This window comes from Lacticaseibacillus manihotivorans DSM 13343 = JCM 12514 (assembly GCF_001435035.1).
GTDB classification, from domain to species: domain Bacteria; phylum Bacillota; class Bacilli; order Lactobacillales; family Lactobacillaceae; genus Lacticaseibacillus; species Lacticaseibacillus manihotivorans.
This window is the reverse complement of sequence record NZ_AZEU01000273.1, coordinates 1-24498: the sequence shown is the minus strand read 5'-3', so window position 1 is coordinate 24498 and position 24498 is coordinate 1. Positions and strand designations below refer to the sequence as shown.

Annotated in this window: 17 protein-coding genes, 1 tRNA gene and 1 pseudogene; all 19 read right to left on the bottom strand. The window is 48.2% G+C overall.

Annotated elements, in window-relative coordinates:
- Positions 1 to 102: 102 nt before the first annotated feature.
- The 19 genes and pseudogenes from eno to FD01_RS13500 all read right to left on the bottom strand — a co-directional run bounded on the left by eno (position 103) and on the right by FD01_RS13500 (position 23751).
- Complete coding sequence (eno, locus tag FD01_RS13590; protein ID WP_054715364.1) at positions 103 to 1419, bottom strand: phosphopyruvate hydratase; 1317 nt, start codon at positions 1417 to 1419, stop codon at positions 103 to 105.
- Positions 1420 to 1488: 69 nt separating this feature from the next.
- Complete coding sequence (gene tpiA, locus FD01_RS13585; protein ID WP_056964829.1) at positions 1489 to 2244, bottom strand: triose-phosphate isomerase; 756 nt, start codon at positions 2242 to 2244, stop codon at positions 1489 to 1491.
- A gap of 84 nt (positions 2245 to 2328) precedes the next feature.
- On the bottom strand, positions 2329 to 3519 hold the full coding sequence (locus FD01_RS13580) for a phosphoglycerate kinase (RefSeq protein WP_056964827.1): 1191 nt from the start codon (positions 3517 to 3519) through the stop codon (positions 2329 to 2331).
- Between the two features lie 209 nt (positions 3520 to 3728).
- A complete protein-coding gene (gene gap, locus FD01_RS13575) occupies positions 3729 to 4751 on the bottom strand; it encodes a type I glyceraldehyde-3-phosphate dehydrogenase (protein ID WP_056964825.1) in 1023 nt (340 codons plus the stop codon).
- Positions 4752 to 4789: 38 nt separating this feature from the next.
- Positions 4790 to 5827 (bottom strand): sugar-binding transcriptional regulator, encoded by a 1038-nt coding sequence (locus FD01_RS13570; protein WP_054715371.1) that lies wholly within the window; start codon positions 5825 to 5827, stop codon positions 4790 to 4792.
- Between the two features lie 581 nt (positions 5828 to 6408).
- On the bottom strand, positions 6409 to 6999 hold the full coding sequence (gene clpP, locus FD01_RS13565) for an ATP-dependent Clp endopeptidase proteolytic subunit ClpP (protein ID WP_054715374.1): 591 nt from the start codon (positions 6997 to 6999) through the stop codon (positions 6409 to 6411).
- 254 nt (positions 7000 to 7253) lie between these two features.
- A tRNA-Arg gene (locus FD01_RS13560) sits at positions 7254 to 7325 on the bottom strand.
- Between the two features lie 169 nt (positions 7326 to 7494).
- Positions 7495 to 7947 (bottom strand): MarR family winged helix-turn-helix transcriptional regulator, encoded by a 453-nt coding sequence (locus FD01_RS13555; protein ID WP_054715376.1) that lies wholly within the window; start codon positions 7945 to 7947, stop codon positions 7495 to 7497.
- Positions 7948 to 8120: 173 nt separating this feature from the next.
- The gene (gene whiA / locus FD01_RS13550; protein WP_056964823.1) at positions 8121 to 9068 is read right to left on the bottom strand and encodes a DNA-binding protein WhiA; all 948 of its coding nucleotides are present in this window, start codon (positions 9066 to 9068) and stop codon (positions 8121 to 8123) included.
- Positions 9069 to 9072: 4 nt separating this feature from the next.
- Positions 9073 to 10107: a gluconeogenesis factor YvcK family protein gene (locus FD01_RS13545; RefSeq protein ID WP_054715379.1), complete on the bottom strand. Its 1035-nt coding sequence runs from the start codon at positions 10105 to 10107 to the stop codon at positions 9073 to 9075.
- Positions 10104 to 10991, bottom strand: a complete 888-nt coding sequence (rapZ, locus tag FD01_RS13540; protein ID WP_056964821.1) for an RNase adapter RapZ — start codon at positions 10989 to 10991, stop codon at positions 10104 to 10106. The genes FD01_RS13545 and rapZ overlap by 4 nt, the downstream gene beginning before the upstream one ends.
- Positions 10992 to 11277: 286 nt before the next feature.
- Positions 11278 to 11820, bottom strand: coding sequence for an HdeD family acid-resistance protein (locus FD01_RS13535; protein ID WP_054715382.1), 543 nt, complete (start codon positions 11818 to 11820; stop codon positions 11278 to 11280).
- Positions 11821 to 11895: 75 nt separating this feature from the next.
- Positions 11896 to 14754, bottom strand: a complete 2859-nt coding sequence (gene uvrA / locus FD01_RS13530; RefSeq protein ID WP_056964819.1) for an excinuclease ABC subunit UvrA — start codon at positions 14752 to 14754, stop codon at positions 11896 to 11898.
- Between the two features lies 1 nt (position 14755).
- The gene (gene uvrB, locus FD01_RS13525) at positions 14756 to 16768 is read right to left on the bottom strand and encodes an excinuclease ABC subunit UvrB (protein WP_056964817.1); all 2013 of its coding nucleotides are present in this window, start codon (positions 16766 to 16768) and stop codon (positions 14756 to 14758) included.
- Between the two features lie 291 nt (positions 16769 to 17059).
- On the bottom strand, positions 17060 to 17770 hold the full coding sequence (locus tag FD01_RS13520) for an alpha/beta hydrolase (RefSeq protein ID WP_056964815.1): 711 nt from the start codon (positions 17768 to 17770) through the stop codon (positions 17060 to 17062).
- A 2-nt stretch (positions 17771 to 17772) separates the two neighbouring features.
- Complete coding sequence (locus FD01_RS13515; protein ID WP_054715386.1) at positions 17773 to 18405, bottom strand: YfbR-like 5'-deoxynucleotidase; 633 nt, start codon at positions 18403 to 18405, stop codon at positions 17773 to 17775.
- Between the two features lie 92 nt (positions 18406 to 18497).
- Positions 18498 to 20072: pseudogene (locus tag FD01_RS13510) on the bottom strand (CocE/NonD family hydrolase).
- A gap of 472 nt (positions 20073 to 20544) precedes the next feature.
- On the bottom strand, positions 20545 to 21609 hold the full coding sequence (locus tag FD01_RS13505) for a mandelate racemase/muconate lactonizing enzyme family protein (protein ID WP_056964813.1): 1065 nt from the start codon (positions 21607 to 21609) through the stop codon (positions 20545 to 20547).
- A gap of 417 nt (positions 21610 to 22026) precedes the next feature.
- Entirely contained in the window at positions 22027 to 23751 is a 1725-nt protein-coding gene (locus FD01_RS13500; protein WP_056964811.1) for a phospho-sugar mutase, read from the bottom strand.
- Positions 23752 to 24498: the final 747 nt, after the last annotated feature.

Sequence of the window (24498 nt, the reverse complement as noted above, 5' to 3'; positions counted from 1 at the left end):
AACCGGTGCGATTTGCCAAACTCTCCAAATCATTGTCTCCATAATACAAAAAAGCCTCACACCGCGTCCAGTGTGAGGCCTTTTGAGTTAGACTACAAGGAATTAACCTTTGTAGTTCTTAACTTCTTTAACGTTGTAGAAGGATTGGCGACCTTTGTATTGAGCAGAAGTGCCTAATTCGTCTTCGATACGCATCAATTGGTTGTACTTAGCAATACGATCAGTCCGGCTCATAGAACCAGTCTTGATTTGGCCGGCGTTAGTGGCAACAACCAAGTCAGCGATCGTCGTGTCTTCAGTTTCACCAGAACGGTGGGAAACAACGGCAGAGTAGCCGGCTTCCTTAGCCATTTCGATAGCTTCGAAAGTTTCAGTCAAAGTACCGATTTGGTTTAACTTGATGAGGATGGAGTTAGCAACGCCCATGTCGATACCCTTCTTCAGGTAGTCGGTGTTGGTAACAAACAAGTCATCGCCGACAAGTTGAACTTTGTCGCCCAACTTAGCGGTGATTTCTTGCCAGCCTTCCCAGTCGTTTTCATCGATAGGATCTTCGATAGAAACGATTGGGTACTTAGCAACGAAACCAGCAATCAAGTCGATGAATTCGGAAGTGCTGTAAGAAGTGTCAGGATCGGACCACTTCAAAGTGTAACGCTTAGTTTCTGGATCGTAGAATTCAGAAGAAGCAACGTCAAAGGCGATAGCAACGTCTTTACCTGGCTTGTAGCCGGCGTTAGTGATCGCTTCAACTAAGAATTCGAAAGCTTCTTCGTTGTCTTTCAAGTTAGGAGCGAAGCCACCTTCGTCACCGACGGAAGTGATGTCACCCTTAGACTTCAAGAGGGCTTGTAAAGCGTGGAAAGTTTCGGAACCCATACGGATGGCTTCGCGAACAGTCTTCGCACCAACAGGCATGATCATGAATTCTTGGAAGTCGATAGTGTTAGTGGAGTGAGCACCACCGTTGATAACGTTCATCATTGGAGTTGGCAATACGTGACCGTTAGGACCGCCAAGGTATTCGTACAATGGCAAACCAACTTCAGCAGCAGCTGCACGGGCAGCAGCCAAGGAAACACCAAGAATTGCGTTGGCACCGAACTTACCCTTGTTAGGGGTACCATCGGCTTCGATCATGGTCTTGTCGATGAGACGTTGGTCAGTAACGTCCAAGCCGATAACCGCTTTAGCAAGTTCGTCGTTGACGTGGCCCACAGCCTTTAAAACACCTTTGCCGCCGAAACGAGACTTGTCGCCGTCACGTAATTCAACCGCTTCGTGTTCACCAGTGGAAGCACCTGATGGTACTAAGGCACGGCCAAAGCCGCCATCTTCGGTGTATAATTCAACTTCAACAGTTGGGTTGCCACGGGAGTCTAAGACTTCGCGTGCTAAAACGTCAGTAATGATAGACATGAATTTCTCTCCTTTTAATATGGGAAAATTTTTGAGTTTGGATTAATTTCGAACGTGAAACGTTTGAAATTAGTCTTGGTAGTTAGCCAAGGCAACAAAGGATTCTGGATCCATGGAAGCACCGCCGACTAAGCCGCCGTCGATATCTTCTTTGGACATGAGTTCCTTAACGTTAGCAGGCTTAACAGAGCCACCGTAAAGAATACGAACAGCGTCTGCAGTTTCTGCATCATATAACTTCTTAACCGTTGCGCGAACGTGAGCCACAACTTCTTGGGCTTGGTCTGCAGTAGCGGTTTTACCAGTACCGATGGCCCAGATTGGTTCGTAAGCGATGACAGACTTCTTAACGTCATCTGCAGACAAGCCAACTAAAGCACCAGCAACTTGGTAAGCGATCCAGTCGTTAGTTTGGCCGGCTTCGCGTTGTTCCAAAGATTCGCCACAGCAAATGATTGGCAGTAAGCCGTTGGCAAGAATGGCCTTAGCTTTTTTGTTGATATCTTCGTCGGTTTCGTGGAAGTAGCCGCGACGTTCGGAGTGGCCGATGACAACATAGTCAAGACCCATTTCCTTCAACGCTTTAGGGCTAGTTTCGCCGGTGAAGGCACCTTCGTTTTCAAAGTAGCTGTTTTCAGCAGCAGTCTTCAAAGGTGTGCCTTCTGCGCCAGCAACTAAAGTCGTCAAATCGATTGCAGGAGCTGCAATGATCGTTTCAACTTTGTCTGATGCTGGTAATTTGCCTTTAACGCCGTCCAAGAATTCTGCAGTTTCCTTAGGATTCTTGTTCATTTTCCAGTTGCCGGCCATGATAGGTGTGCGCATGTGTAAATCTCCTTTTGAGTAATCAGTTGTGATTTTTCCAAAAGACTTCCAAGCCGCTAGCAGGCTAGGTCGCCATGAGAAAAATTACTTGTTGGTGATAGCAGCGATACCAGGTAATTCCTTACCTTCAAGGTATTCAAGAGAAGCGCCACCGCCAGTGGAGATGTGGGTGATCTTAGGTGCGATGCCAAGTTGCTTAGCAGCAGCAGTGGAATCACCACCACCGATGATCGTAGTCGCATCAGTCAAGTCGCCGAGAGCTTCGCCGACTTCGAGCGTACCCTTAGCATAGTTGGACATTTCGAACACACCCATTGGGCCGTTCCAAACAACCGTCTTAGCAGTCTTCAAAACGTCTTTGAATTCTGCAACAGACTTAGGGCCGATATCCAATGCCATGTAGCCATCAGGAATGTCACCTTCAACAACCTTATGAGGGGCGTCGTTGGAGAATTCGGTCGCAACCACGTTATCAACAGGCAGCACTAACTTGTCGCCTGCTTCTGCGATGATTTGCTTAGCTAAGTCGATCTTGTCAGTTTCAACTAAGGACTTACCAATGGACAAGCCTTTAGCTGCGTAGAAGGTATAAGTCATCCCACCACCGACGAGGATCTTGTCAGCTTTTTCGATCAAGTTGGAGATCACGCCGATCTTGTCGGAAACTTTCGCGCCACCTAAGATGGCAACGAATGGGTGCTTAGGGTTTTCAACTGCATCGCCTAAGAACTTGATTTCCTTTTCCATCAAGAAGCCTGCAGCTGCTTGTGGCATGTTGGAAGAGATCCCAACGTTGGAAGCATGGGAACGGTGTGCAGTACCAAAGGCATCGTTGACGTATAAGTCGCCAAGGCTTGCCCAGTACTTGCCAAGTTCAGGATCGTTCTTGGATTCTTTCTTGCCGTCAAGGTCTTCGAAACGAGTGTTTTCAACAACTAAAACGTCGCCGTCTTTCATGTTGTTGATCGCATCTTCGAGTTCTTTACCGCGAGTAGCTGGTACAAAAGTAACCGGCTTCTTGAGTAATTCGCTTAAACGTTCTGCAACAGGACGCAAGGACAATTCCTTCTTGTCTTCTTCGGTCTTAATACGGCCCAAGTGAGAGAACAAGATTGCCTTACCGTTGTTGTCGATGATGTATTGGATCGTAGGCAAAGCAGCCACGATACGGTTGTCATCGCCGATAACACCATTTTTGATCGGCACGTTGAAGTCGACACGAACGAGAACTTTTTTGTCCTTGACGTCCAAGTCGGAAACGATTAATTTCGCCATTGAATAAAACCCTCCTAATATTGGATGTATCTTATTACAACACCATTCAGCATTTTTTCCACGATGCTTAGATGATCAAATCATGAAGATGGTGTGATCATCTAAACACCGCGAGAAAAACGCCGCGGTGCTCATTCAAGCAAAAAGGGCGGAGGGAGAATTCCCTCCGCCCTCTTCAAAGCGCTTGAAGCCTACTTAGTAATCAGAGATTACAGAGTAGCAAACTTCAGCAAGGTACGGATCATTTGGCAAGTGAAGCCATATTCGTTGTCGTACCAAGCAACGGTCTTAACCAATTGGTAGTCACCTGCAGTGGTAACTTCAGTTTGGGTAGGATCGAAGACAGAACCAAAGGTAGTGCCGATGATGTCAGAGGAAACAACTTGGTCAGCGTTGTAACCAAATGATGGGTTATCAACAGTGTGCTTCTTGATTGCTTCGTTAACTTGGTCAGCAGTGACGTTCTTAGTCTTCAAGATGGAAACTAATTCAGTCAAAGAACCGTCGACAACAGAGACACGTTGGGCGTGGCCTTGTAATTTGCCGTTCAATTCTGGGATAACGATACCGATAGCCTTAGCGGCACCAGTGCTATGAGGAATAGTGTTCACAGCAGCGGAACGAGCAGCACGGAGGTTACCACCGCGTACAGGGCCATCCAAAAGCATTTGAGTGGAAGTGTAAGCATGAACCGTAGTCATAGTACCAACTTCGATACCAAATTCTTGGTTCAAGAAGTAAGCCATAGGTGCAAGGCAGTTAGTGGTGCAAGAACCAGCGGAAACGATCTTGTCGTCAGCAGTTAAGTCGTTGTCGTTAACGTTGTAGACGATAGTACGGATCTTACCAGCAGGTGCAGAGATCAAGACACGTTCTGCGCCGGCATCCAAGTGAGCTTGGGCCTTTTCAGCAGAAGTGTAGAAACCAGTACATTCGAGGACGTATTGAACGCCGTCGTTCTTAACCCACGGAATGTTTTGAGCTTGTGGTTCAGCATAGACGCGGTATTCCTTACCGTTAACAACGATACCGTTGTCGGTCGCGGAAACTTCGCCCGGGAAAGTGCCATGAGTGGAGTCGTACTTCAACAGATGAGCCAACATTGCTGGGCTGGTCAAGTCGTTGATCGCAACAACTTCGATGTCGTCACTTTGAGTGCCTAATTCGAAGATGCGACGGAATGCCAAACGACCGATGCGGCCGAAACCATTGATACCAATTTTAACAGTCATGCTAAAATTTCCTCCTTTAGGAAATAAAGAGTTTTATTCTAACGGGTCTCCCCAGTTAAAATCGAATTTGCAGCACCGACGTCCGTGATCAACCACGTCCGACTCGGTGCGGAGTGCATGTACGCGGCAATTGCTGGGCCTTTGGAAGCACCACCGGCAACGGCAAACACATACGGAATATGATCAAGATCCGGGATCGTTAAGCCGATTCTTGGGATCTTGTAAATGACCTCGCCTTGGGCATTGAAGAATGTCCCGAAGGTTTCAGAAACTGCATGTTGTGCTTGCAACTTCTTTAAGGCCTCTGGTGTCATCGCGCGACGTTTTGCCATCACCAATGCATCACCTATACTATGAATCACGACCTGCGCATTGTCAATCATTTGTAACACTTCTTGGACGGCAGGTTCTTTTAAAAGGGGTTGATAAGTTTGTTCACTCACATTTTCAGGAATGTACAAGACTTTGAAACGGCTATCAGTCGCTTCTGCCATGCTGGCTGCCACAGAATTGGCTTGAATCGCCACCGCTTCACCGACCCCACCGCGTGCCGGCACGAACGTTAATTCGCGACCAGCAGACAGCTTATAGGTCAATTGTCCGGCAACACGTGCCATCGTCGAACCGCCCATCACTGCAACCGTGAGGCGCCCGGCTGGCAGCAACACTTGCATGGTGGAATCAAGGAGCTTCCCCATTTCATCGAGGACTCTGACGCTTTGGTCCGCATCGCCGTTGACGATCAAACAATGATCGATCCCCAGCTTTGCGGCTAAGCGCTTCTCGTCTTCTTTGAAACCGAGAAGCTGGTTCATCAACGTTTCCAAACCTTTGAACACGTCGAGGCCTTTGCCAGTCAGCACCATGCCCGACTTTGAAGTTTCGATCAAGCCGAGTTGCCGGAGAAAATCCGTTTCGGTTCGCAAAACCCTTTCAGAGGTTTTCATTTGATCAGCCAACGTACGCCGACCAACTGGGGCTAACCAGTTAATGTATTGCAGAATCTGATAACGTTTGGTGACCACGCCGACAAGATCCGGTGCGATTGCTTCGATCCAGGCGAATTCAGATTGCATGTCGTATCCTTCTTCTGTGGGTCGTTGTCTGTCCAACGTAGTCGTAAGCCGACCCATGTCAGGCAAAAAAATTAGGAATCTCAGACAAACGCTGTACTCCCTTACCAACGTCACCATTATAACAATCCCTGAAATTGCGTGCAAGTTATTTACGCTGAAAGGCGCACGCTTTCACACAAATGGAATGCTTTGTTCACAAACGTCGCGGTTATTCGGGATGCAAAGGCTTTCGATGTCAAGATTTTTTCTTATTTTCGTGAAAGCGTTCGGTTTTTCTCTCACGCGGTTTTCATCTTTGGTTAACCGAAATCTATATCAAGGGCATGAACTAATTTACTTTTATCGTTGGACGGGTTTCGCCCCACTAGAATCTTTCTGAGCTTCGGCGAACGATCTCGTCATCGTATATTTGATCCACGTCGCGCTTTTTGAAGCAACGTCGAGCGCATAGTTCCGCATCGGATTTCGGGTCAAAGCACGACCCAAAGCCCAATGCTAGGCTATCCGTCCGCCTAAGCCCGCTTCAAAAAACGCTCATACAAAAAACGAGGCATCCGCAGATGTCTCGCTTCTATAGTAAATTACTTTTGATCAGCTTTTTGTACTAAAATGTCATCGATCAAACCGTAATCCTTGGCTTCTTGCGCAGTCAAGTAATGATCACGTTCAGTGTCAGCTTTGATTTGATCCATCGACTTGCCAGTGGCATCAGACAAGATCTTGTTCAAGCTCAACCGGGCCTTCAAGATTTGTTCAGCGGCAATTTCGATTTCAGTTTGTTGGCCTTGTGCGCCGCCAAGTGGTTGGTGAATCAAGACTTCAGAGTGTGGCAAAGCAAAACGCTTGCCTTTGGTCCCGGCTGCTAACAGTACAGAAGCCATGGAAGCTGCCATCCCGATCGCAATGGTTTGGACGTCGGACTTGATCAAGTTCATCGTGTCCAAAATGGCCAAGCCGGAAGTGATCACACCACCTGGGCTGTTGATGTATAAATAAATGTCCTTGTCGGAATCTTGCGCATCCAAGAACAGCAATTGCGCGATGATGGAGTTGGCGACTTGGTCATTGATTTCCCCGGATAACATGATGATCCGGTCTTTGAGTAAGCGTGAGTAAATGTCGTAGGCACGTTCGCCACGGCTGGTTTGTTCAACGACTGTTGGTACTAACATAGTATTCCTCCCTTTAATCGCGTGTGGATTAGCACTCATTTGAATACAGTGCTAAGCATACGCCAATAGTCAAAAAAGGTCAAACATCAAATTAAATATTTTTTGCTACTGTCAGTCTAGCACAACGGCTTCGACACGAGAATGAAAGTTCTATCGATTCGTTCAAACTTCTGAGCTTGAAGTTAATGATTTATCACCAGAAACTTTTGGGTAAAACAAAAACGCCTATTTCTAGGCGTTTTATTGTCCTCTGATGCGCAGCCCGGGAGTCGAACCCGGATTTCGAGAACCGGAATCTCACGTGCGATCCATTACACTAACCGCGCAAGTACTTAAATTATATTACGCGATTCCTTGCGCCTTTGCAAGTGAAAATGTTTCTTTGCACAGCTGATTGATCTCGGTACGGTGATTTTCCCTCATAATTTTTATGACCACCCGGCTTGCGTTGCTGGCGAAAAAAATCCTACCGGCTGGCAGGATTTTCGTTTGGTGTTAGTAACGCAGATCCCCATCAGATACTGCCATCAACTTCTCGTCGACTTTATCAACGCTGGCTTTCACGGCCCGATATTCATCGAGGTCCATGCCCACTTTCGTCGCGCAACTTTGCACGTGTTCATAGATCTCATCGCGTAGATCTTCGGCTTTGGCGGTTAAGGATACATCCACCCGGCGTTCATCAACTGTGGAACGGGAACGCGAGATCCAACCGTCTTTTTCCAAACGCTTCATCAATGGCGTCAACGTCCCACTGTCCAAAGACAAAGTTTGGCCGACTTGCTTGACCGACATGGTACCGTGTTCCCACAAAGACAACAACGTGATGTATTGCGGATAAGTCAAATGATACTTGGACAAAGCTTGGGCGTAAAAGTGATTGAACTGCTTTTGCGCCTTGTAAATTGAAAAACACAATTGTTCATCTAACAAAATAGGTTGGACCATGACTATGCCTCCTCAGCGATTTCAATATGCATTTTTTAGAATATCTAAATTTACAAATTTAACTATATATCACGTTCCATTGTACACGATTATCTTGTCGCTGCAAACCGCTTGCACACAAAAAAATCGCCTTTAGCATAGCTAAAGACAATTAATCGGATTAGTATGAACAATTACGCGTCAGCAGCTTGTTGATAACCTTCCGCAATTTGATTGAGTTTGCGCAAGCGATGGTTGATTCCGGACTTGGAAATTGCCCCACTTGGCACCATTTCACCGAGCTCTTTTAAGGAGACATCTGGATGGGCTAAACGCAGCGCTGCGACTTCGCGTAACTTCGCTGGCAAAGAGTCCAACCCCACATGGGTCCGCAAGTAGTTGATGTTTTCGATTTGGCGCTGAGCCGCATCGACGGTTTTGTTCAAGTTGGCGGTTTCGCAGTTCACCAGGCGATTCACTGAGTTGCGCATGTCGCGCACGATGCGCACATCTTCAAACTTCAACATCGCATTGGTGGCGCCGACCACTTGTAAAAAATCCGCAATCTTTTCGGCTTCTTTCAAATACACGATATAGCCACTGCGGCGTTCGACGGTGCGCGCATTCAACCCGAAATCATTCATGATCGCCAAAATATCTTGATTGTGATCTTGATACAAGGAATAGATTTCCAAATGATAACGGGAAGTTTCTGGACTATTGACGGAACCCCCGGCTAAAAACGCCCCGCGCAAATAAGACCGCCGGCGTTGCGGTTCATCCATCACTTTGGACCCGACAGCGGTTTGAATCGATAAGCCTGATTCATCGAGGATGTCGAGGTCTTGTAACACCGTGTTGACGTTGGTGTTTAAACGCACCACGTATTGGTTGTTTTTCTTGAGCTTCATTTTGCGCCGCACGATCAAGTTGGCTTCAACTTGATACACTTGCTTCAACAGCGCATAGATCCGGCGGGCAATGGCAGGATTTTCGGTTTGGACATTCAACACAAATTGATGGTTCAAAATGCCTAACGTCCCGTTCATGCGGATCAAGGCAGACAATTCCGCTTTGGCATGTTCAGGATGAACTTCTAATTGCGTCAATTCTTTTTTAACAGTACTGGCAAAACTCGCCATTTACTCACCTCTTTTTCATGGTGCCGACTTGAAAGGCTAAATTCAGGATCTCAGCCGCCACCTTGTCCCCATCATGGAAGACGCCGCGATCGCGCAATTTCAAAAAGTCAGCGGAGATCACGCGGCAACCCATTTTGCGTAATGCAGGATAATCAGATTTCACGGGACTGGAAATTTCATTGTAGCGTTGGCGGTCTAAGTAATCTGCCGGCACTGGACTGATATTGACCAAAACGGTGTCGACAAAAGGTTCGCCTAGGTGATCATGCAACACTTGCACATGTTGGGCGTCGGTGAAATTTTCCGTTTCGCCTTTTTGCGTCATGATGTTGGTGATGTAAATCACTTCAGCTTGGGTCTTTTTCACCGCATCGCCTAAGTTCTTGATCATTAAGTTTGGCAAAATGCTGGTAAACAACGACCCAGGTCCCAACACCACTACGTCGGCAGCCATGATTGCATCGATCACCTCTGGTTCCGCACGCGGTTCAAAGTGATCGTCAGGATCCGTTTCTTCCACATGGATGCGTTTGATGGTTTTGCCAGCAGCAGAAATCTCCGCTTCCCCAGCTTGGGTCGTACCGTCAGTGAATTCGGCGTGCAAGGTCAATGGGGTGTTAGATGCTGGATACACGTGACCATCGACGTTGAGCATTTTGGAAAGCACTTGAATGGCTGGGAAGATTCCACCTTTCATTTCCGACAATGCCGCAATGATCAAGTTCCCAATCGCATGCCCTGAGAAAAATGAATCGTTGGAATTAAAGCGATACTGGAAAACGTCGCGTTCAACGCCTGGCATATCCGCTAAGGCGACTAAGACGTTACGAATATCACCAGGCGGCACCACGTTGATGTAGTTGCGGATCACGCCGCTGGACCCACCGTCATCGGCGACTGTGACCACTGCCGTCACATCTGCATCTTGTTCGTGCAAGGCTTTGACGATCACTGGCAAACCAGTCCCGCCGCCGATGACGACGACTTTTGGACGCCGCCCCTTAATGACGCGAATAATTTTGGTTCCATTAGCACTCATGAGCGGTTCACCGTCGCTTTGCGCTTATTGATATCGCGATGGGTGATGTCCACTGGATAATCGGCTTCAAAGGCATGCCCCACCCGTTCAGCAAACGCCACTGAGCGGTGTTGCCCGCCGGTACAGCCAATAGCAATGGTGACTGCCGTTTTGCCTTCTTGTTGATATTGCGGCATGATCTCCGCTAACATTGCATAGAACTTCTGATAAAACGATTCCGCTTGCGGATTGTCCATCACATAATCATAAACTGGTTTTTCCAAACCAGTTTTTTGGCGATATTCTGGCACGTAATACGGATTTGGCAAGAAGCGCACATCCATCACAATGTCAGCATCGATTGGCAACCCGTACTTAAACCCAAAGCTCATCACTTCCAAGTGGAACGTTGGGTGCTCAGCGGACTTAAAGGTAACAAACAATTTTTCACGCAGTTGCCGTGGGCTCAACGTGGTGGTGTCGATCACGACTTGCGCGCGGTTGCGCAATTCCGTCAACAGTTCGCGTTCTTTGTGAATGCCGTCCATTAAGCGCCCTTCCATGGCGAGTGGATGGCTGCGGCGAGTCTCTTTGTAGCGGGAAACCAGTTCTTCATCCGTGGCGTCTAAGAATAAAATTTGTGACGTGACAAATGCGGTGGAATCAAGGTTTGCCAGCATGTCGATAATTTGATCGTAAAAGGCTTGCGCCCGCAAATCGACCACCAGCGCGACCTTGGTGATTTTACCCGATTCTTTGAGTAATTCCCCAAATTTCGGCAACAATGCTGGCGGCATGTTGTCGACACAAAAGTAACCAAGATCTTCAAAGGCTTGCACTGCCACCGTTTTCCCGGCGCCAGACATCCCAGTGATGACCACTAAGTTCAAGGGTTGATCGGCCATATTCTTCCTCCTCATCAGTTGCTTTGACTAGTATAACATGCCGGGCGTGTCAGTGGCACGCCCGGCATGTTAAAATTTCACTACGAGTGCTGTTCCAGCGACTGAAGGTTGAGGCTCCAGGTGACTGCGTGGCCCGTGGTGAGGGTCCCTTGCCACCTTCCGCCTCAACCCGCAATCACTTCCACAGGCGATCTGATTTCACCACCTGGAAGCATAAACGCCAAACTTCACACTGCTCACACAAAATAAAAAACAAGTCCTCAGCTGAGAACTTGCCTTGATAAAACTAAATGCTCCTCCGCGCAAAGGCGGTGATGATGGCGTTGATCCCCCAAACTGCAAAGAACATCGCCAACAAGGTCACCATACCGACGGCTGAGATCACGGGTTGCATGATGAACAATAGCGCGATCAACACGGAAATAATGTCCAAGATCAAGTTGATCACAAACCACAAGGTCCCGGCTTGGCGCAAATGCCTTGCGTTAAGTAAGTTGGCGATACTATCGATCAAAAACCATGCGGCAAACACGTAAGCCACGGCGATGACCGCAGATTCCAAATTGAACAAGAACAACAGCCCAACTAACAAGTCGATCACCCCAGCCACGCCGGAAACCCAAGCGAAGCCGCCGGTTAATTGATGGAGTTTTGGAAAAGCGGCCAACGTCGCGATCCCACGAATAATGGCAATGATGGCAAAAATAAAACTCAAAGTCATCATCGTGGCGCCGGGATTGCGCAACATCACCACTGATCCGATCAACAACGCGATCCCGGTAATAAATTCGCCCCAGTCAAAACCCATTTGCGTTCGATTACTAAACATCTCGCACCTGCTTTCTTAATTATCTCCATTGTAACCGAAAAATGCCTGACCGCATATGGGTCAGGCATTGATTCGCTATTTTCCAAGTTCTGCCATGCGGGCTTTATCGCGTGCCAAAATTGGCTTCAAGTATTTCCCGGTATAAGAGGCTTTGACTTCAGCGATTTGTTCTGGTGTGCCAGTGGCGATCACCGTACCGCCGCCGTCGCCACCTTCTGGGCCTAAGTCGATCAGCCAGTCAGCGGTTTTAATCACGTCTAAGTTATGTTCAATGACTAACACCGTATTGCCTTCATCGACCAAGCGTTGCAGGACTTCCAAAAGGCGCTTGATATCGTCTGTGTGCAAGCCAGTAGTTGGTTCGTCGAGAATGTAAAAGTTTTTCCCAGTGGACAACTTTTGCAATTCAGAAGCCAACTTCATCCGTTGCGCTTCCCCACCAGATAAAGTCGTGGCAGACTGGCCCATGGTGACATAGCCTAAGCCCACGTCGATGATGGTTTGCAATTTGCGCGCGATTTTTGGAATTGGCGCAAAGAACTTCACCGCTTCGTCGATGGTCATATCCAACACATCAGAAATCGATTTGCCTTTGTATGTGACTTCCAAAGTTTCCGAGTTGTAACGCTTGCCATGACAAACTTCACAAGGTACATATACATCAGGCAAAAAGTTCATTTCGATTTTGATGATCCCGTCGCCTTTACAGTTTTCACAGCGGCCACCTTTGACGTTAAAGGAGAAGCGTCCTTGAGTGTAACCGCGCAACTTGGCTTCATTGGTTTGGGCAAACAAGGCCCGAATATCGTTGAACACCCCAGTATACGTGGCTGGGTTAGAACGCGGGGTCCGGCCGATGGGACTTTGATCGATATCGACGAGTTTTTCGATTTGATCCCAGCCTTTGATTTCCGAGTACTTCCCAGGCTTGGCGGAGTTGCGATACAGTTTTTGCGCCAAGGCGCGCTTTAAAATCGAATTAACTAACGTGGACTTCCCAGAACCGGAAACCCCGGTCACGGCGACAAATTCGCCTAATGGAAAATCGACGTCAATATTTTTCAAGTTGTGGTCAGCAGCGCCTAAAATCGAAATCTTTTTGCCATTACCTGGCCGGCGAGTTTCTGGTACTGGAATAAACTTCTTCCCAGATAAGTATTGGCCGGTCAAGGATTTGCGCGAGCGCATCACTTGCTTAGGCGTGCCAGCAGCCATGATCCGGCCACCGTTGTCGCCAGCACCTGGACCGACATCGATCAAATAGTCTGCTGCCAGCATGGTATCTTCATCATGTTCAACCACGATCAAGGTGTTGCCAAGGTCGCGCATTTTCTTCAAAGAGCGGATCAAACGATCGTTATCACGCTGATGCAAACCGATGGACGGTTCATCCAAAATGTACAACACGCCGGATAAGTTCGACCCGATTTGCGTGGCCAAGCGGATCCGTTGGGCTTCCCCACCAGACAACGTACCTGCCGCGCGGGACAGCGTCAAATAATCCAAGCCAACGTTTTGCAAGAAACTCAAGCGGTCGTTGACTTCTTTAACGATCGGTTGCGCGATCATTTTTTCACTGTCGGACAACGTGATACTTTGGAAAAATGGGATCGCGTCTTTGATCGACAAATCAGACGCTTCAGCAATATCTTGACCTTCGACTTTGACGGCTAAGGCTTGGCGGTTCAGGCGTTTGCCATGGCACACCGGGCACTTTAAGGCGGTCATGTATTGGCGCATTTGATCAGAACCAAAGGCATAGTTGTTGGAGTGATAACGCCGTTCAACGTTATGCATCACGCCTTCAAAAGCGGCATCGACATCTTTGACGCCGAAATCTGAATCCGCGTGGAAGTGGAACTCTTTGCCTTTAGAGCCATATAACACGAGATCTTGTTGGGCTTTGGTCAAATCTTTCCAAGGCTTATCCCGTGGCACCCCAAAGGCATCACACGCTTGGCGCAACATTGAAGGATAGTAATTAGCCGTGGCGGAACTCCAAGGCGCCACCGCCCCTTGATCGATGGTCAAACTGCGATCTGGAATCACCAAATCGACATCGACATCGAGCTTCATCCCCAGGCCATCACATTCAGGACAAGCCCCAAATGGCGCGTTGAAAGAAAACAGGCGTGGTTCCAAAACGCCAATGGTAAACCCACAAATCGGGCAGGCAAAATGTTCTGAGAACACCAACGGAACGCCTCCGATGACATCAACCGTCGCATAGCCTTCACTTAAACGAAGGGCTGCTTCAAAGGAATCAAACAAACGGCTGCGGTTGTCCGCATCCCCATGCTTGACCACGATGCGGTCGATCACGATATCGATATCGTGATTTTTGTTTTTGTCCATTTCAAAATCGGCGTTGGCGTCCATCACAACGCCATCGACCCGCATGCGGACATAGCCTTCGCGAACGATTTTTTCGAGAACTTTCTTATGCGCACCTTTTTTGTGGCGAACGATGGGACTCAGAATTTGAATTCGGGAACGTTCTTCCAGTTGTTGGACGCGATTGACCATTTGTTCAACGGATTGGCTGGTGATCGGTGTACCGTCGTTGGGACAAATTGGGTGACCGATACGCGCCCATAATAAGCGCAAGTAGTCATTGATTTCTGTGACCGTGCCGACTGTCGAACGCGGGTTTTTTGAGGTGGTTTTTTGATCGATGGAAATTGCCGGCGACAAGCCGTCGATGGAATCCACATCTGGTTTGTCCATTTGGCCTAAGAACTGGCGCGCGTATGCGGACAAACTTTCCACATAGCGGCGCTGGCCTTCTGCATACAGCGTATCAAAAGCCAAACTGGACTTCCCGGAGCCAGACAATCCAGTCATCACAACCAGTTTGTTGCGCGGAATAGTGACGTCGACGTCTTTTAAGTTATGGGCGCGTGCGCCATGGATCACAATTTTATCATTTGCCAATTTACATGCCTGCTTTCAATTCTAAAATCGTATCGCGTAAGGTTGCAGCTTGTTCGAAGTCCAACTTCTTGGCGGCGGCTTGCATTTGCCCTTCCAAGTTGGCCACCAAAGCAGCGCGTTCTTTTTTGGTCATATCTTTGAGATCGACTTCCGCAAAGCTCTTATCTTTATCGCCGACATCAGCCGCAGACTTGTCCACAGAGGTGATCGCATCGCGGATCGGTTTGATGATAGTTTTTGGCGTGATGCCGTGATCTTTGTTGAACTGCTCTTGAATCGTGCGCCGGCGCTTGGTTTCAGTGATCGCCGCATTCATGGAGTCGGTCATTTTATCGGCATACATGATGACTTTCCCATGTGAGTTACGCGACGCGCGGCCGATGGTTTGAATCAAGGAACGCTCAGCGCGCAAGAAGCCTTCTTTATCCGCATCCAAAATCGCAATCAAGGACACTTCTGGGACATCGATGCCTTCACGCAACAAGTTGATCCCGATCAACACATCGAATTTGCCTAAGCGCAAGTCGCGAATGATCTGGGTCCGCTCCAACGTCTTGATATCAGAGTGCAAGTAGCGCACGTGAATGCCGAGTTCTTTGAGGTAATCGGTTAAGTCTTCGGCCATTTTCTTGGTTAAGGTGGTGACGAAGACGCGTTCTTTTTTCTCGATGCGCTTGTTGATCTCCGATACCAAGTCATCGATTTGGCCCATAATTGGCCGCACTTCGATCACTGGATCCAACAACCCAGTTGGGCGAATGATCTGCTCAGCGATATCTTTTTGTGGCACCCGATCCATTTCATAAGGGCCAGGGGTGGCGGACACATACAAAATGCGGTTGACGTGCTTTTCAAATTCAGGCAACATCAACGGCCGGTTATCGAGCGCTGAAGGCAAACGGAACCCGTAATCAATCAAGGTTTGTTTGCGGGCGCGGTCGCCGTTATACATCCCACGAATTTGCGGCATGGTGACGTGAGATTCATCGACCATGATATTGAAGTCTTTCGGGAAGAAATCAAGCAACGTAAAAGGCGGTTCGCCTTGCTTGCGGCCTTCCATGTGCCGGGAATAGTTTTCGATGCCGTTGGTGTAGCCCATTTCGCGCAGCATTTCCAAATCATAGTTAGTGCGCTGTTCCAGGCGTTCGGCTTCCAGCAATTTGCCTTCACCGCGCAATTCTTTCAAGCGGTCATCAAGTTCAGCGGCGATGCGCTCGATGCCTTTTTCCATTTGATCATCTGAGGTCATAAAGTGCGTCGCTGGGAAAATGGACACATGTTGCCGGGTGCCGACCACTTCACCAGTCAACGCATCAACTTCCACGATCCGGTCGATTTCATCACCGAAAAATTCCACACGAATCGCATGATCGTCACGACTGGCTGGGAAAATTTCCACCACATCGCCACGCACGCGGAAACGCCCACGTTGAAAATCGATATCGTTGCGATCAAATTGAATATCCACCAACTGCCGCAGCAGTGTATTGCGGTCGATTTCCATGCCGACACGTAGCGACAACACGTGGTCGCGATATTCCGTTGGTGACCCTAAACCAAAAATCGAAGACACTGACGCCACCACGATCACATCATTTCGTTCCAATAACGCACTGGTGGCTGAGTGCCGCAGTTTATCGATTTCGTCGTTGATGGCGGAGTCTTTTTCGATGTAGGTGTCAGAACTTGGCACATACGCTTCAGGTTGGTAGTAATCATAATAGGAAACAAAATACTCAACGGCATTATGCGGGAAGAACTCTTTGAATTCCCCGTAAAGTTGGCCAGCTAAGGTTTTGTTATGCGACAAGATCAACGTCGGCTTATTTAAATTGGCGATCACATTGGACATGGTAAAGGTTTTCCCTGTCCCAGTGGCCCCGAGTAAGATCTGTTCCTTCTCCCCATTTAAAAAGCCTTGCGTCAGCTTCTCAATGGCTTGTGGTTGATCCCCAGCGGGTTTATAAGGTGATACCAATTCAAACTTGCGGTCTGCCATGCGCTCAATCATGCAACTTCCTCCTCGCGTAAAAAAAGTCGGAACTAGGCCGACTTTTGGACTGCATCTATTTTACCACAGCGAACATACTTTCGCTAACTCAGCGTTAGGAAAAACTGTGATTATTTGCTTTCTTTGGCGTTGTCCATCGCATGCATGATGGACGGGTTCTTGGCGTGGCAGTCTTTGATCATTTGCAGATCTTCTGCAGATAATTCAACGGTATATTTGGCCATGATTTTCCCTTCTTTCCAGTGCTAACTTCTAAATCTTAACATAGCCGTCAAGCACTGATGTGAGGAATTATTTCAGGGTGTCTAGCCAGTGCGTCAATTGCTTTGCGACCCACTGTTGTTGCGTTGCATTGGTGACTGTGGCGCGACCGTCGCCTGACTGTTTGCCATAACTGCCAAAACCGGCGTGATTACCACCTGGCAGTTGCTGATAAGTGGTATCACTCGGCAAATTCTGTTTGGCTTTACGCCAAGCGTCAAAATTTAAAACGCCATCGCGACTAGCGGTCAGTGATAAGACGGGCACATTCCCTTCGAGTTTACCTTTAGCATCTGGGTAACTGGCTAAGAAAAAGACGCCTTTGAGCCCTTGCTTGTGCTTGGCGGCAAAGCGACTCGCCATTACCCCGCCGAGTGAGTGCCCACCGATCACATAAGGCTGACCAGCTTTCACAACTTGGGCTGCTGCGTTTGGCTTCAATACGGCCAAGTCATCTGGAAAGCTGACAATGGCGACGCGATAACCAGCTTTAGCCACTTGGTTAGCCCAAATGCTGTAAGCCCCAGGATCGACTAACGCGCCGGGATACATCACCACAGTAAGCTTTGCGGACGCCTTGCCGAAATACAAGACACCATTTATTTTGGTCGCCTGCGTTTGGGCGGTGGCCGCAGCTGGCGATGGGACATGGGCGGCAGATTTTAAGTAAAGTTGGCCGCCGATCAAGGCCACGACCAATACGACAACAATGCCAATGAGCCAACGTTTGAATTTTTTCATCGTTAATGCTTCATGATCGCACGCGTCAGTTTGGTCAACATATCGCGATCGGCAAATTCCTCATTTAACATATCTGGCAAGATCTCTTTCATAAAATACTTCACACTCGGACGTTGATCGAAGCTAGCGATCACCGTGAGGCTTTCCGTATAAATATTGACGAAGACGCGTTCAGGATTGCCTTTTTCAATTTCGCCGAATGCTTCATACAACAAATCGACTTTATCAGAAATCGACAGCAATTCGCCTTCTAAAGTATCGTCTTTGCCTTCAGACAAGCGCCGACGATAAACTGCTTGGTACTCAGCGGGGATTTCATCTTGAATAAAGTTTTCGGTCATTTTATCTTCGACATCCGCCAACATCGCGCGCAATTCCGGCGTCGCATACTTGACTGGCGTTTTAATGTCGCCAATGAAGCGTTCGGTGTAGTCGTGATTCAGCGCTTTTTCATACAGACGCTGCCAATTGACCTCGTTGCCTGCATGTTCTTCGATATCGCCTAACATTTGGGCGATTTCTGCGACTTTGAAACTGTGGGCGGCCACGGAATGTTCCGCGTACTTGAAAAATCCTGGTGCCCGCCGCAATGTTTCCAAATTATTCAACCCTTGAATATACTGATGCATTCCCATTGTGCAGACCTCCTGATTTTTGCTTAAAATTTCATCAATATTATCACAGCCCACGCAAAAAAGCCAGATGCACTGATCTGACTTTTCCACAATTATTCGACGTGAAAATGCACCGCCGATGGATAATTTTTGCCGCCATAAATGCTTTGATGCGCGATCACGGTTTCTTTGCTATCATAGCCTGCCGCTAAATTGCTATTCGGGAAGGTCATCCCCGCCATCGCACTAGCAAAATCGATGCGCAACGCATGTCCCGGCAACAACTTGTAACTAGTTTTTTGCGTTTGGATATGAAATTTATAAATTTCACCAGGCACCAGCGGTTTAGCCGTCTTCAACCCGTCGCGATGCATCGCATTCATGATCATATCCGCGATGTTGATTGAATGCCCATCAGGGGTGACATCAACGACGCGCACCGCCCAATCGGTATTTACTGCCGAGGAACTGGCGTAAAAATCAACATCGAACCAACCGGTGATGGTCATCGGTTCAGTCACTGGGGCACTGGTGAAGCTGGTCACGTCTGAGCCCTTTTCAACTTCCGCATAATCGTTCGGCGTTTCAAATTCATTATCCGAAACGGAAATCAACTGCGGCGTCGGCTGCTTGGGATCATAATCGAAAGTTTGCGCACCATCTGCGCCAAGGGTTTCACCTAAGCCTGCAGTTTCAGGATCTAAATACCAAGTCGTTGGCGTCGCATCACTCGGCGGAAAATGATCTGCTTGTTTCCATTCATTGGTGTTGACGGAAAGATAATCCACTGCTGGTTCACGATCGATCCCATTGTCGACATGATTCAATTGATGATCAAATCAGCGCATGTGTTGCAAATCGATATCATGGCGCAAACCAGCGCGGCCTAAATGAATCGGCCCGACGTCATATTGCGCATTACCACCATGAAGCCACGGTCCTAAAATCACTTTGCGTTGGCCTTGGGCATATTTGTCGGTGACCTTTAGTGCTTCTGTGGTCCCGATGCCGTCATCATCAAACCAACCACTTTGAATCAACGCCGGCACGGTGATCTGATCGGCAAACGATTGCCAGTCCATGTCTTGCATCCACGCATCAAAGACTTGATGCTTACGGATCTCATCCCAGCCTGGGATTCGATGCCCTAAGCCCACCACTGGGATCTCACTTAACGGTCGCACCGCAAACAACTTGTCCCAGTCGTCGCGCACCAGATGTTCCGGGGTAAAGCGTTGGGATTCCACGGCAAAATACCACGCAATGATCGCAGAGTTTGGCACGCCATTATGAAAGAAAATATCAGTGAATGGCCCACCAGCCGTCACCATGGAAACCAGCGCTTGTAAATGTGGGTTCCCACTAGCAGCGGCTGCCCATTGAACATAACCGCCATATGACCCACCGATCATCCCAATGCGCCCATTGCTCCAAGGTTGCGCGGCGATCCAATCAAGGGTGGCATCCCCATCCGCTTTTTCATGGAGCATGGGTTGCCATTCACCTTGAGAATCTTCGCGCCCGCGCACATCTTGGCACACCACCACATATCCGCGATGCGCAAAGCGTTCATGATCTGGCACAAACTGTTTGCGACCATAAGGCGTCCGAGTCAAAATCGTACTGCAAGGCGTAGTCGTGCCAGCAGGTTTGATCACGGTTGCTGCCAATTGAACTCCATCTGGCATTGGGATCATCACATCCGTTTCAGTGATGGGCAACGGTTTTTGAATCATACCTGCTTTTTGCCAGTCAGCATAAGCGGTATAAGGCAACGCCTCAGGAGTCGCCAAAATAATATTGGCGTTGCGCACGGTGATTTGAAAGCCGATCACTTTTTGCCCTTCAATCACCAAATCAATCGCCGGTTTGGCATTGCGATTCAACCAATAATGGTCATCAGCGCGCTGATAGTCTGCTCCCCATGCCGTGGTGAACGCATCACCTTCAGGAATCTTGAAAGCAACGCTTTGCCACTGGCTGAAGATCTGTTTGGGACTGATCGCCATGCGCGAGGCATAATACGCATCTTGCGCATCATCAAGCGCCACCGTCTGTGAGGCATCCCAAGCTTGAACTTGCACCTGATCCGCTGATACAACAAACGTCGCTAAGTGAAGGCCACTATTATAGTATTCGAACTTGGTCATCGCGACCCTCCTATAAATCGATTGTCATCCCCAGGCCTGGTTCATCAGACAAGGTGAACACGCCGCCGTCATTTTCAAAGCCGCCATGTAACCACGCTGGCGCCTTGAAGGTCAAGAAACCATCCAGATCGGCAAAATGCACATTCTTGTGCGCCGCGACAAAATGAGCTGCGGCTGTCAAGCCGACTTTAGTTTCTAACATGCAACCGAGCATGGTGTTCACGCCAGCACTTTCGGCAATCGCATTGATCTGTTCTGCACCCCATAAACCAGAAGACTTTTGTAATTTGATGTTGATCAAGTCCGCACCGCCGTCAGCGACGATCTTCAAGGCATCCTTGGCTGAATGCACGGATTCATCCACCATCAATTGTTGATCGATATTGGCGCGAACCAAAGCCAAATCGCGCGTATCATCGGCAGGCAAAGGTTGTTCAACGGCAGAAACCAAATCGCCGAATTGTGCCATCATATGAATGGTATGTTTGGCTGTCCATGCCTGGTTAGCATCTAAGCGCAAATCAATGTCTGGTCCGACTGCTTCACGCACGGCTTTAACCGTAGCCAAGTCGCTGGCATCATCGACGCCGACTTTTAATTTTAATTCAGTGAAGCCTTGGGCGACCCACTTTTTGGCATCTTGAGCCGCTTTTTCAGGGGATTCGATGCCTAAGGTCACATCAGAAACGATTTGATTGGCATTGCCGCCGAGCAACTTCCAAAGCGGCAAGCCAGCTTGTTTGCCTAACAAATCAAAGCACGCGATATCGATTCCCGCTTTAGCCGCAGTGTGGCCGGCCAAAGCACTATCCATTTTTGTATGCAACGCTTCAATGGCACACGGATCACTGCCTACCAGTAAGTCAGCAAAAAAGTCTAACGCCACTTGTTCAGTATCGACGCTTTCCGCTGTGACTTGCTCTATGGGGCTGGCTTCCCCAAATCCCACTAGTCCAGCATCTGTTGAGATTTTAACGATCAACGTATCTACTGCAGTAATGGTACGAAAGGAAATTTTAAACGGTTCAGTGAGTTCAACTTGTTGGCGAAAGGTTTCAATTTTGGTAATTTTCATAATAGTAGCCTCCGGAAATGTGAATCAAGATCATAATATTCCCGCACTTGAATCATGGTTTCACACAATTAATTGTAAAAAGTCTAAGTCTTGCATTAGAAATTATTATGAATTAAACCAGTTTTCATTGCAATTCTAATTTTACTTTAATTTCCAGAGGCATCGCTTATGAAAAAAATTGTCACGACCTTATTTACTACATCGATGACGATTTTGTTTATGCTTGACATCGCGTGGTCACCCCAGCGCCGAAATCTCCTTATATGCAGCGGCGAGCCAGCTGGAGTCCCAATTTCAAATCACTGTAGCGGAGACGATGACGTTCTGAAACACTATCGCTGTCGGACATCAATTGAACATGACGAGATACAAAAAGCGCCTCGACCATTGCGGTCAAAGCGCCTTAATGTAACTAGATTATTCAGTCCGGAAAGCAGTCAATGCGGCTTCAAAGTCTGCCAACTTCTTGTCAGCAGCATCCTTTGTGTCAGCACTGGTACCGACATAGAACTTCACTTTAGGTTCCGTGCCAGATGGGCGAATGGCAATCCAAGTGCCATCAGCCAAAATGTACTTCAACACATCAGAGACTGGCATATCGATCGGTGTGGTCGTGCCGTCTGCATGCTTAGTGGTTTGGGCCTTGTAGTCTTCAACTTCTTCAATCTTAACGCCAGCAAAGTCTGCCGGTTGTTCTTCGCGGAACTTGGTCATCAAAGCCGCCATTTCAGCTGGGCCATGCACGCCTGGGAAGTCAACACCGACAGTCTTTTCAGCAAAGTAGCCGTACTTCTTGTACAAGGCTTGGATGCCGTCGTATAACGTCATGCCTAAGGACTTGTAGTAGGCGGCCACTTCAGCCAGCAACACCGTGGATTGGATGGCATCTTTATCACGCACGAATGGCTTGATCAAGTAGCCGTAACTTTCTTCAAAGCCAAACAAGAATTCATGTTCGCCAGTTTCTTCGTAATGCTTGATTTGGTCACCGATGAACTTGAAGCCCGTTTCCACGTTGATCATGTCCACGCCGTAGTCTTTGGCAATGGCTGTGGCAAGTTCAGTGGAAACGATGGACTTCACAACGGCACCATTTGAAGGCAGCGTCCCAGCTTGTTTGCGGGCTTCCAAAATGTAGTGCAACAACAAACTAGCGATTTGGTTACCGGACAACAATTGATAATCTTTGCCAGTCCACACAGCAGTCCCTAAGCGGTCAGCATCTGGGTCAGTGGCGATCAATACGTCGGCTTGAGACTTTTTGCCAAGTTCAATGGCCATATCAAACGCTTGTGGGAATTCTGGGTTCGGGAATGGTACTGTCGCAAATTCTGGATCGGCAACGGCTTGCTTAGCGACTAATTGGAAGTGTTCAAAGCCGGCATTGCGCAGAACCATTTGCGCTGGAATGCGGCCAGTCCCGTGTAATGGGGTGTAGATCAAGGACATGTCGCGGCCAACTTTGTTGATCAAGTCTTTGTTGATGGACACACCAGCAACAGCAGCATAGTACGCTTCATCGACATCTTCACCGATCAAGGTCAATAACTTCTTGGCACGAAGTTCATGGACATCCAAGGTCTTGATGTGGAAAATGTCATCAACGTTGCGCACATATTCCGTGATCTTGTCAGATTCTTCTGGTGGCATTTGGCCGCCATCTGGGCCATAGATCTTATAGCCGTTGTATTGTTTCGGGTTGTGGCTGGCAGTGATCATGATCCCAGCATAAGTGCCTAAATGACGCACTGCAAAACTCAATTCAGGCGTTGGGCGCAACGCATCAAATAAGAAACTTGGAATCCCGTGGGCACCTAAAACAGATGCTGCTTCTTGGCCAAACTCTTGTGACATGTAGCGTGAATCAAAACTGATGGCCACCCCTTTTGCCTTAGTTTCAGCTGGTAAGGTGTCCATGAAGTTCGCCAATCCTTCAGTGGCTTGGCGAACTGTGTAAATGTTCATGCGGTTGATCCCAGCGCCGATCACGCCACGCATGCCGGCGGTGCCGAATGCCATTGGTACAGCAAAGGCTTCTTCTTGCGCTTCAGCATCATTTGCCAAAGCCGCCACTTCACCTTTTAAAGACGCATCGAGGTCAGCCTCATTCGCCCATACCAGGTAATTTTCGTGATAACCCATTACATTCAACTCCATTTCCGTAGTGTCATTTCATATCCGAATTTATTATACTATGCCACGCGCTAAAAAACGTGCTAAAACGCTTAAAGTCTGTTTTAAAAATTGAAATAGCGTGCCTTTATCACGCTTACTCAGCATACCACAAGCTTGACGACCAATTTGACGATTTGTTCGGTTGTCTAGACCATTTTACCATATTCGCGCTTGGCTTTTGGCGGTGATCATCAAAAGACTAAAAAAGGCACAACAAATCCACGAAACAGTCGCCTATTTCGTGGATCTGTGGCGTTGATGCCGATTTGATTACGGTCATGCAGTGACTGATGTATCAAGTGCGTGTCTGCGTCGCCTCAGGCTCTTGACCCTTGACCACCTTCGGGAGTACTTAGCAATGCATTGCCTTTCGTCCACAGGCGTCACTTGCTTCCCATGTCGCCATGAGGAACTCAACCCGGTGTCATCTTTATTTGAACCCCACGGGGGTCCTTCAGTACCGGCACTTCTGATACGAGAGAGCCAACGTTGCTCAACTAAATTCGCTGAGTCGCTGCGGGTCAGTCTCATTCGGTTTAACGAGGCACTTCCGCCTCGCCATGAAGTGGTACAGGCGACCTGGCCTAAGCCGTCTACTTCTCCTGATTAAGATGATAACGCTTACGGATTAAAAAAGATACGCTAAAGGTTATAAACGTGGCGCTACAATTTTTGGAGTTGATAGACATCTTGTCTGTTGGCTCCTTTTTCTAT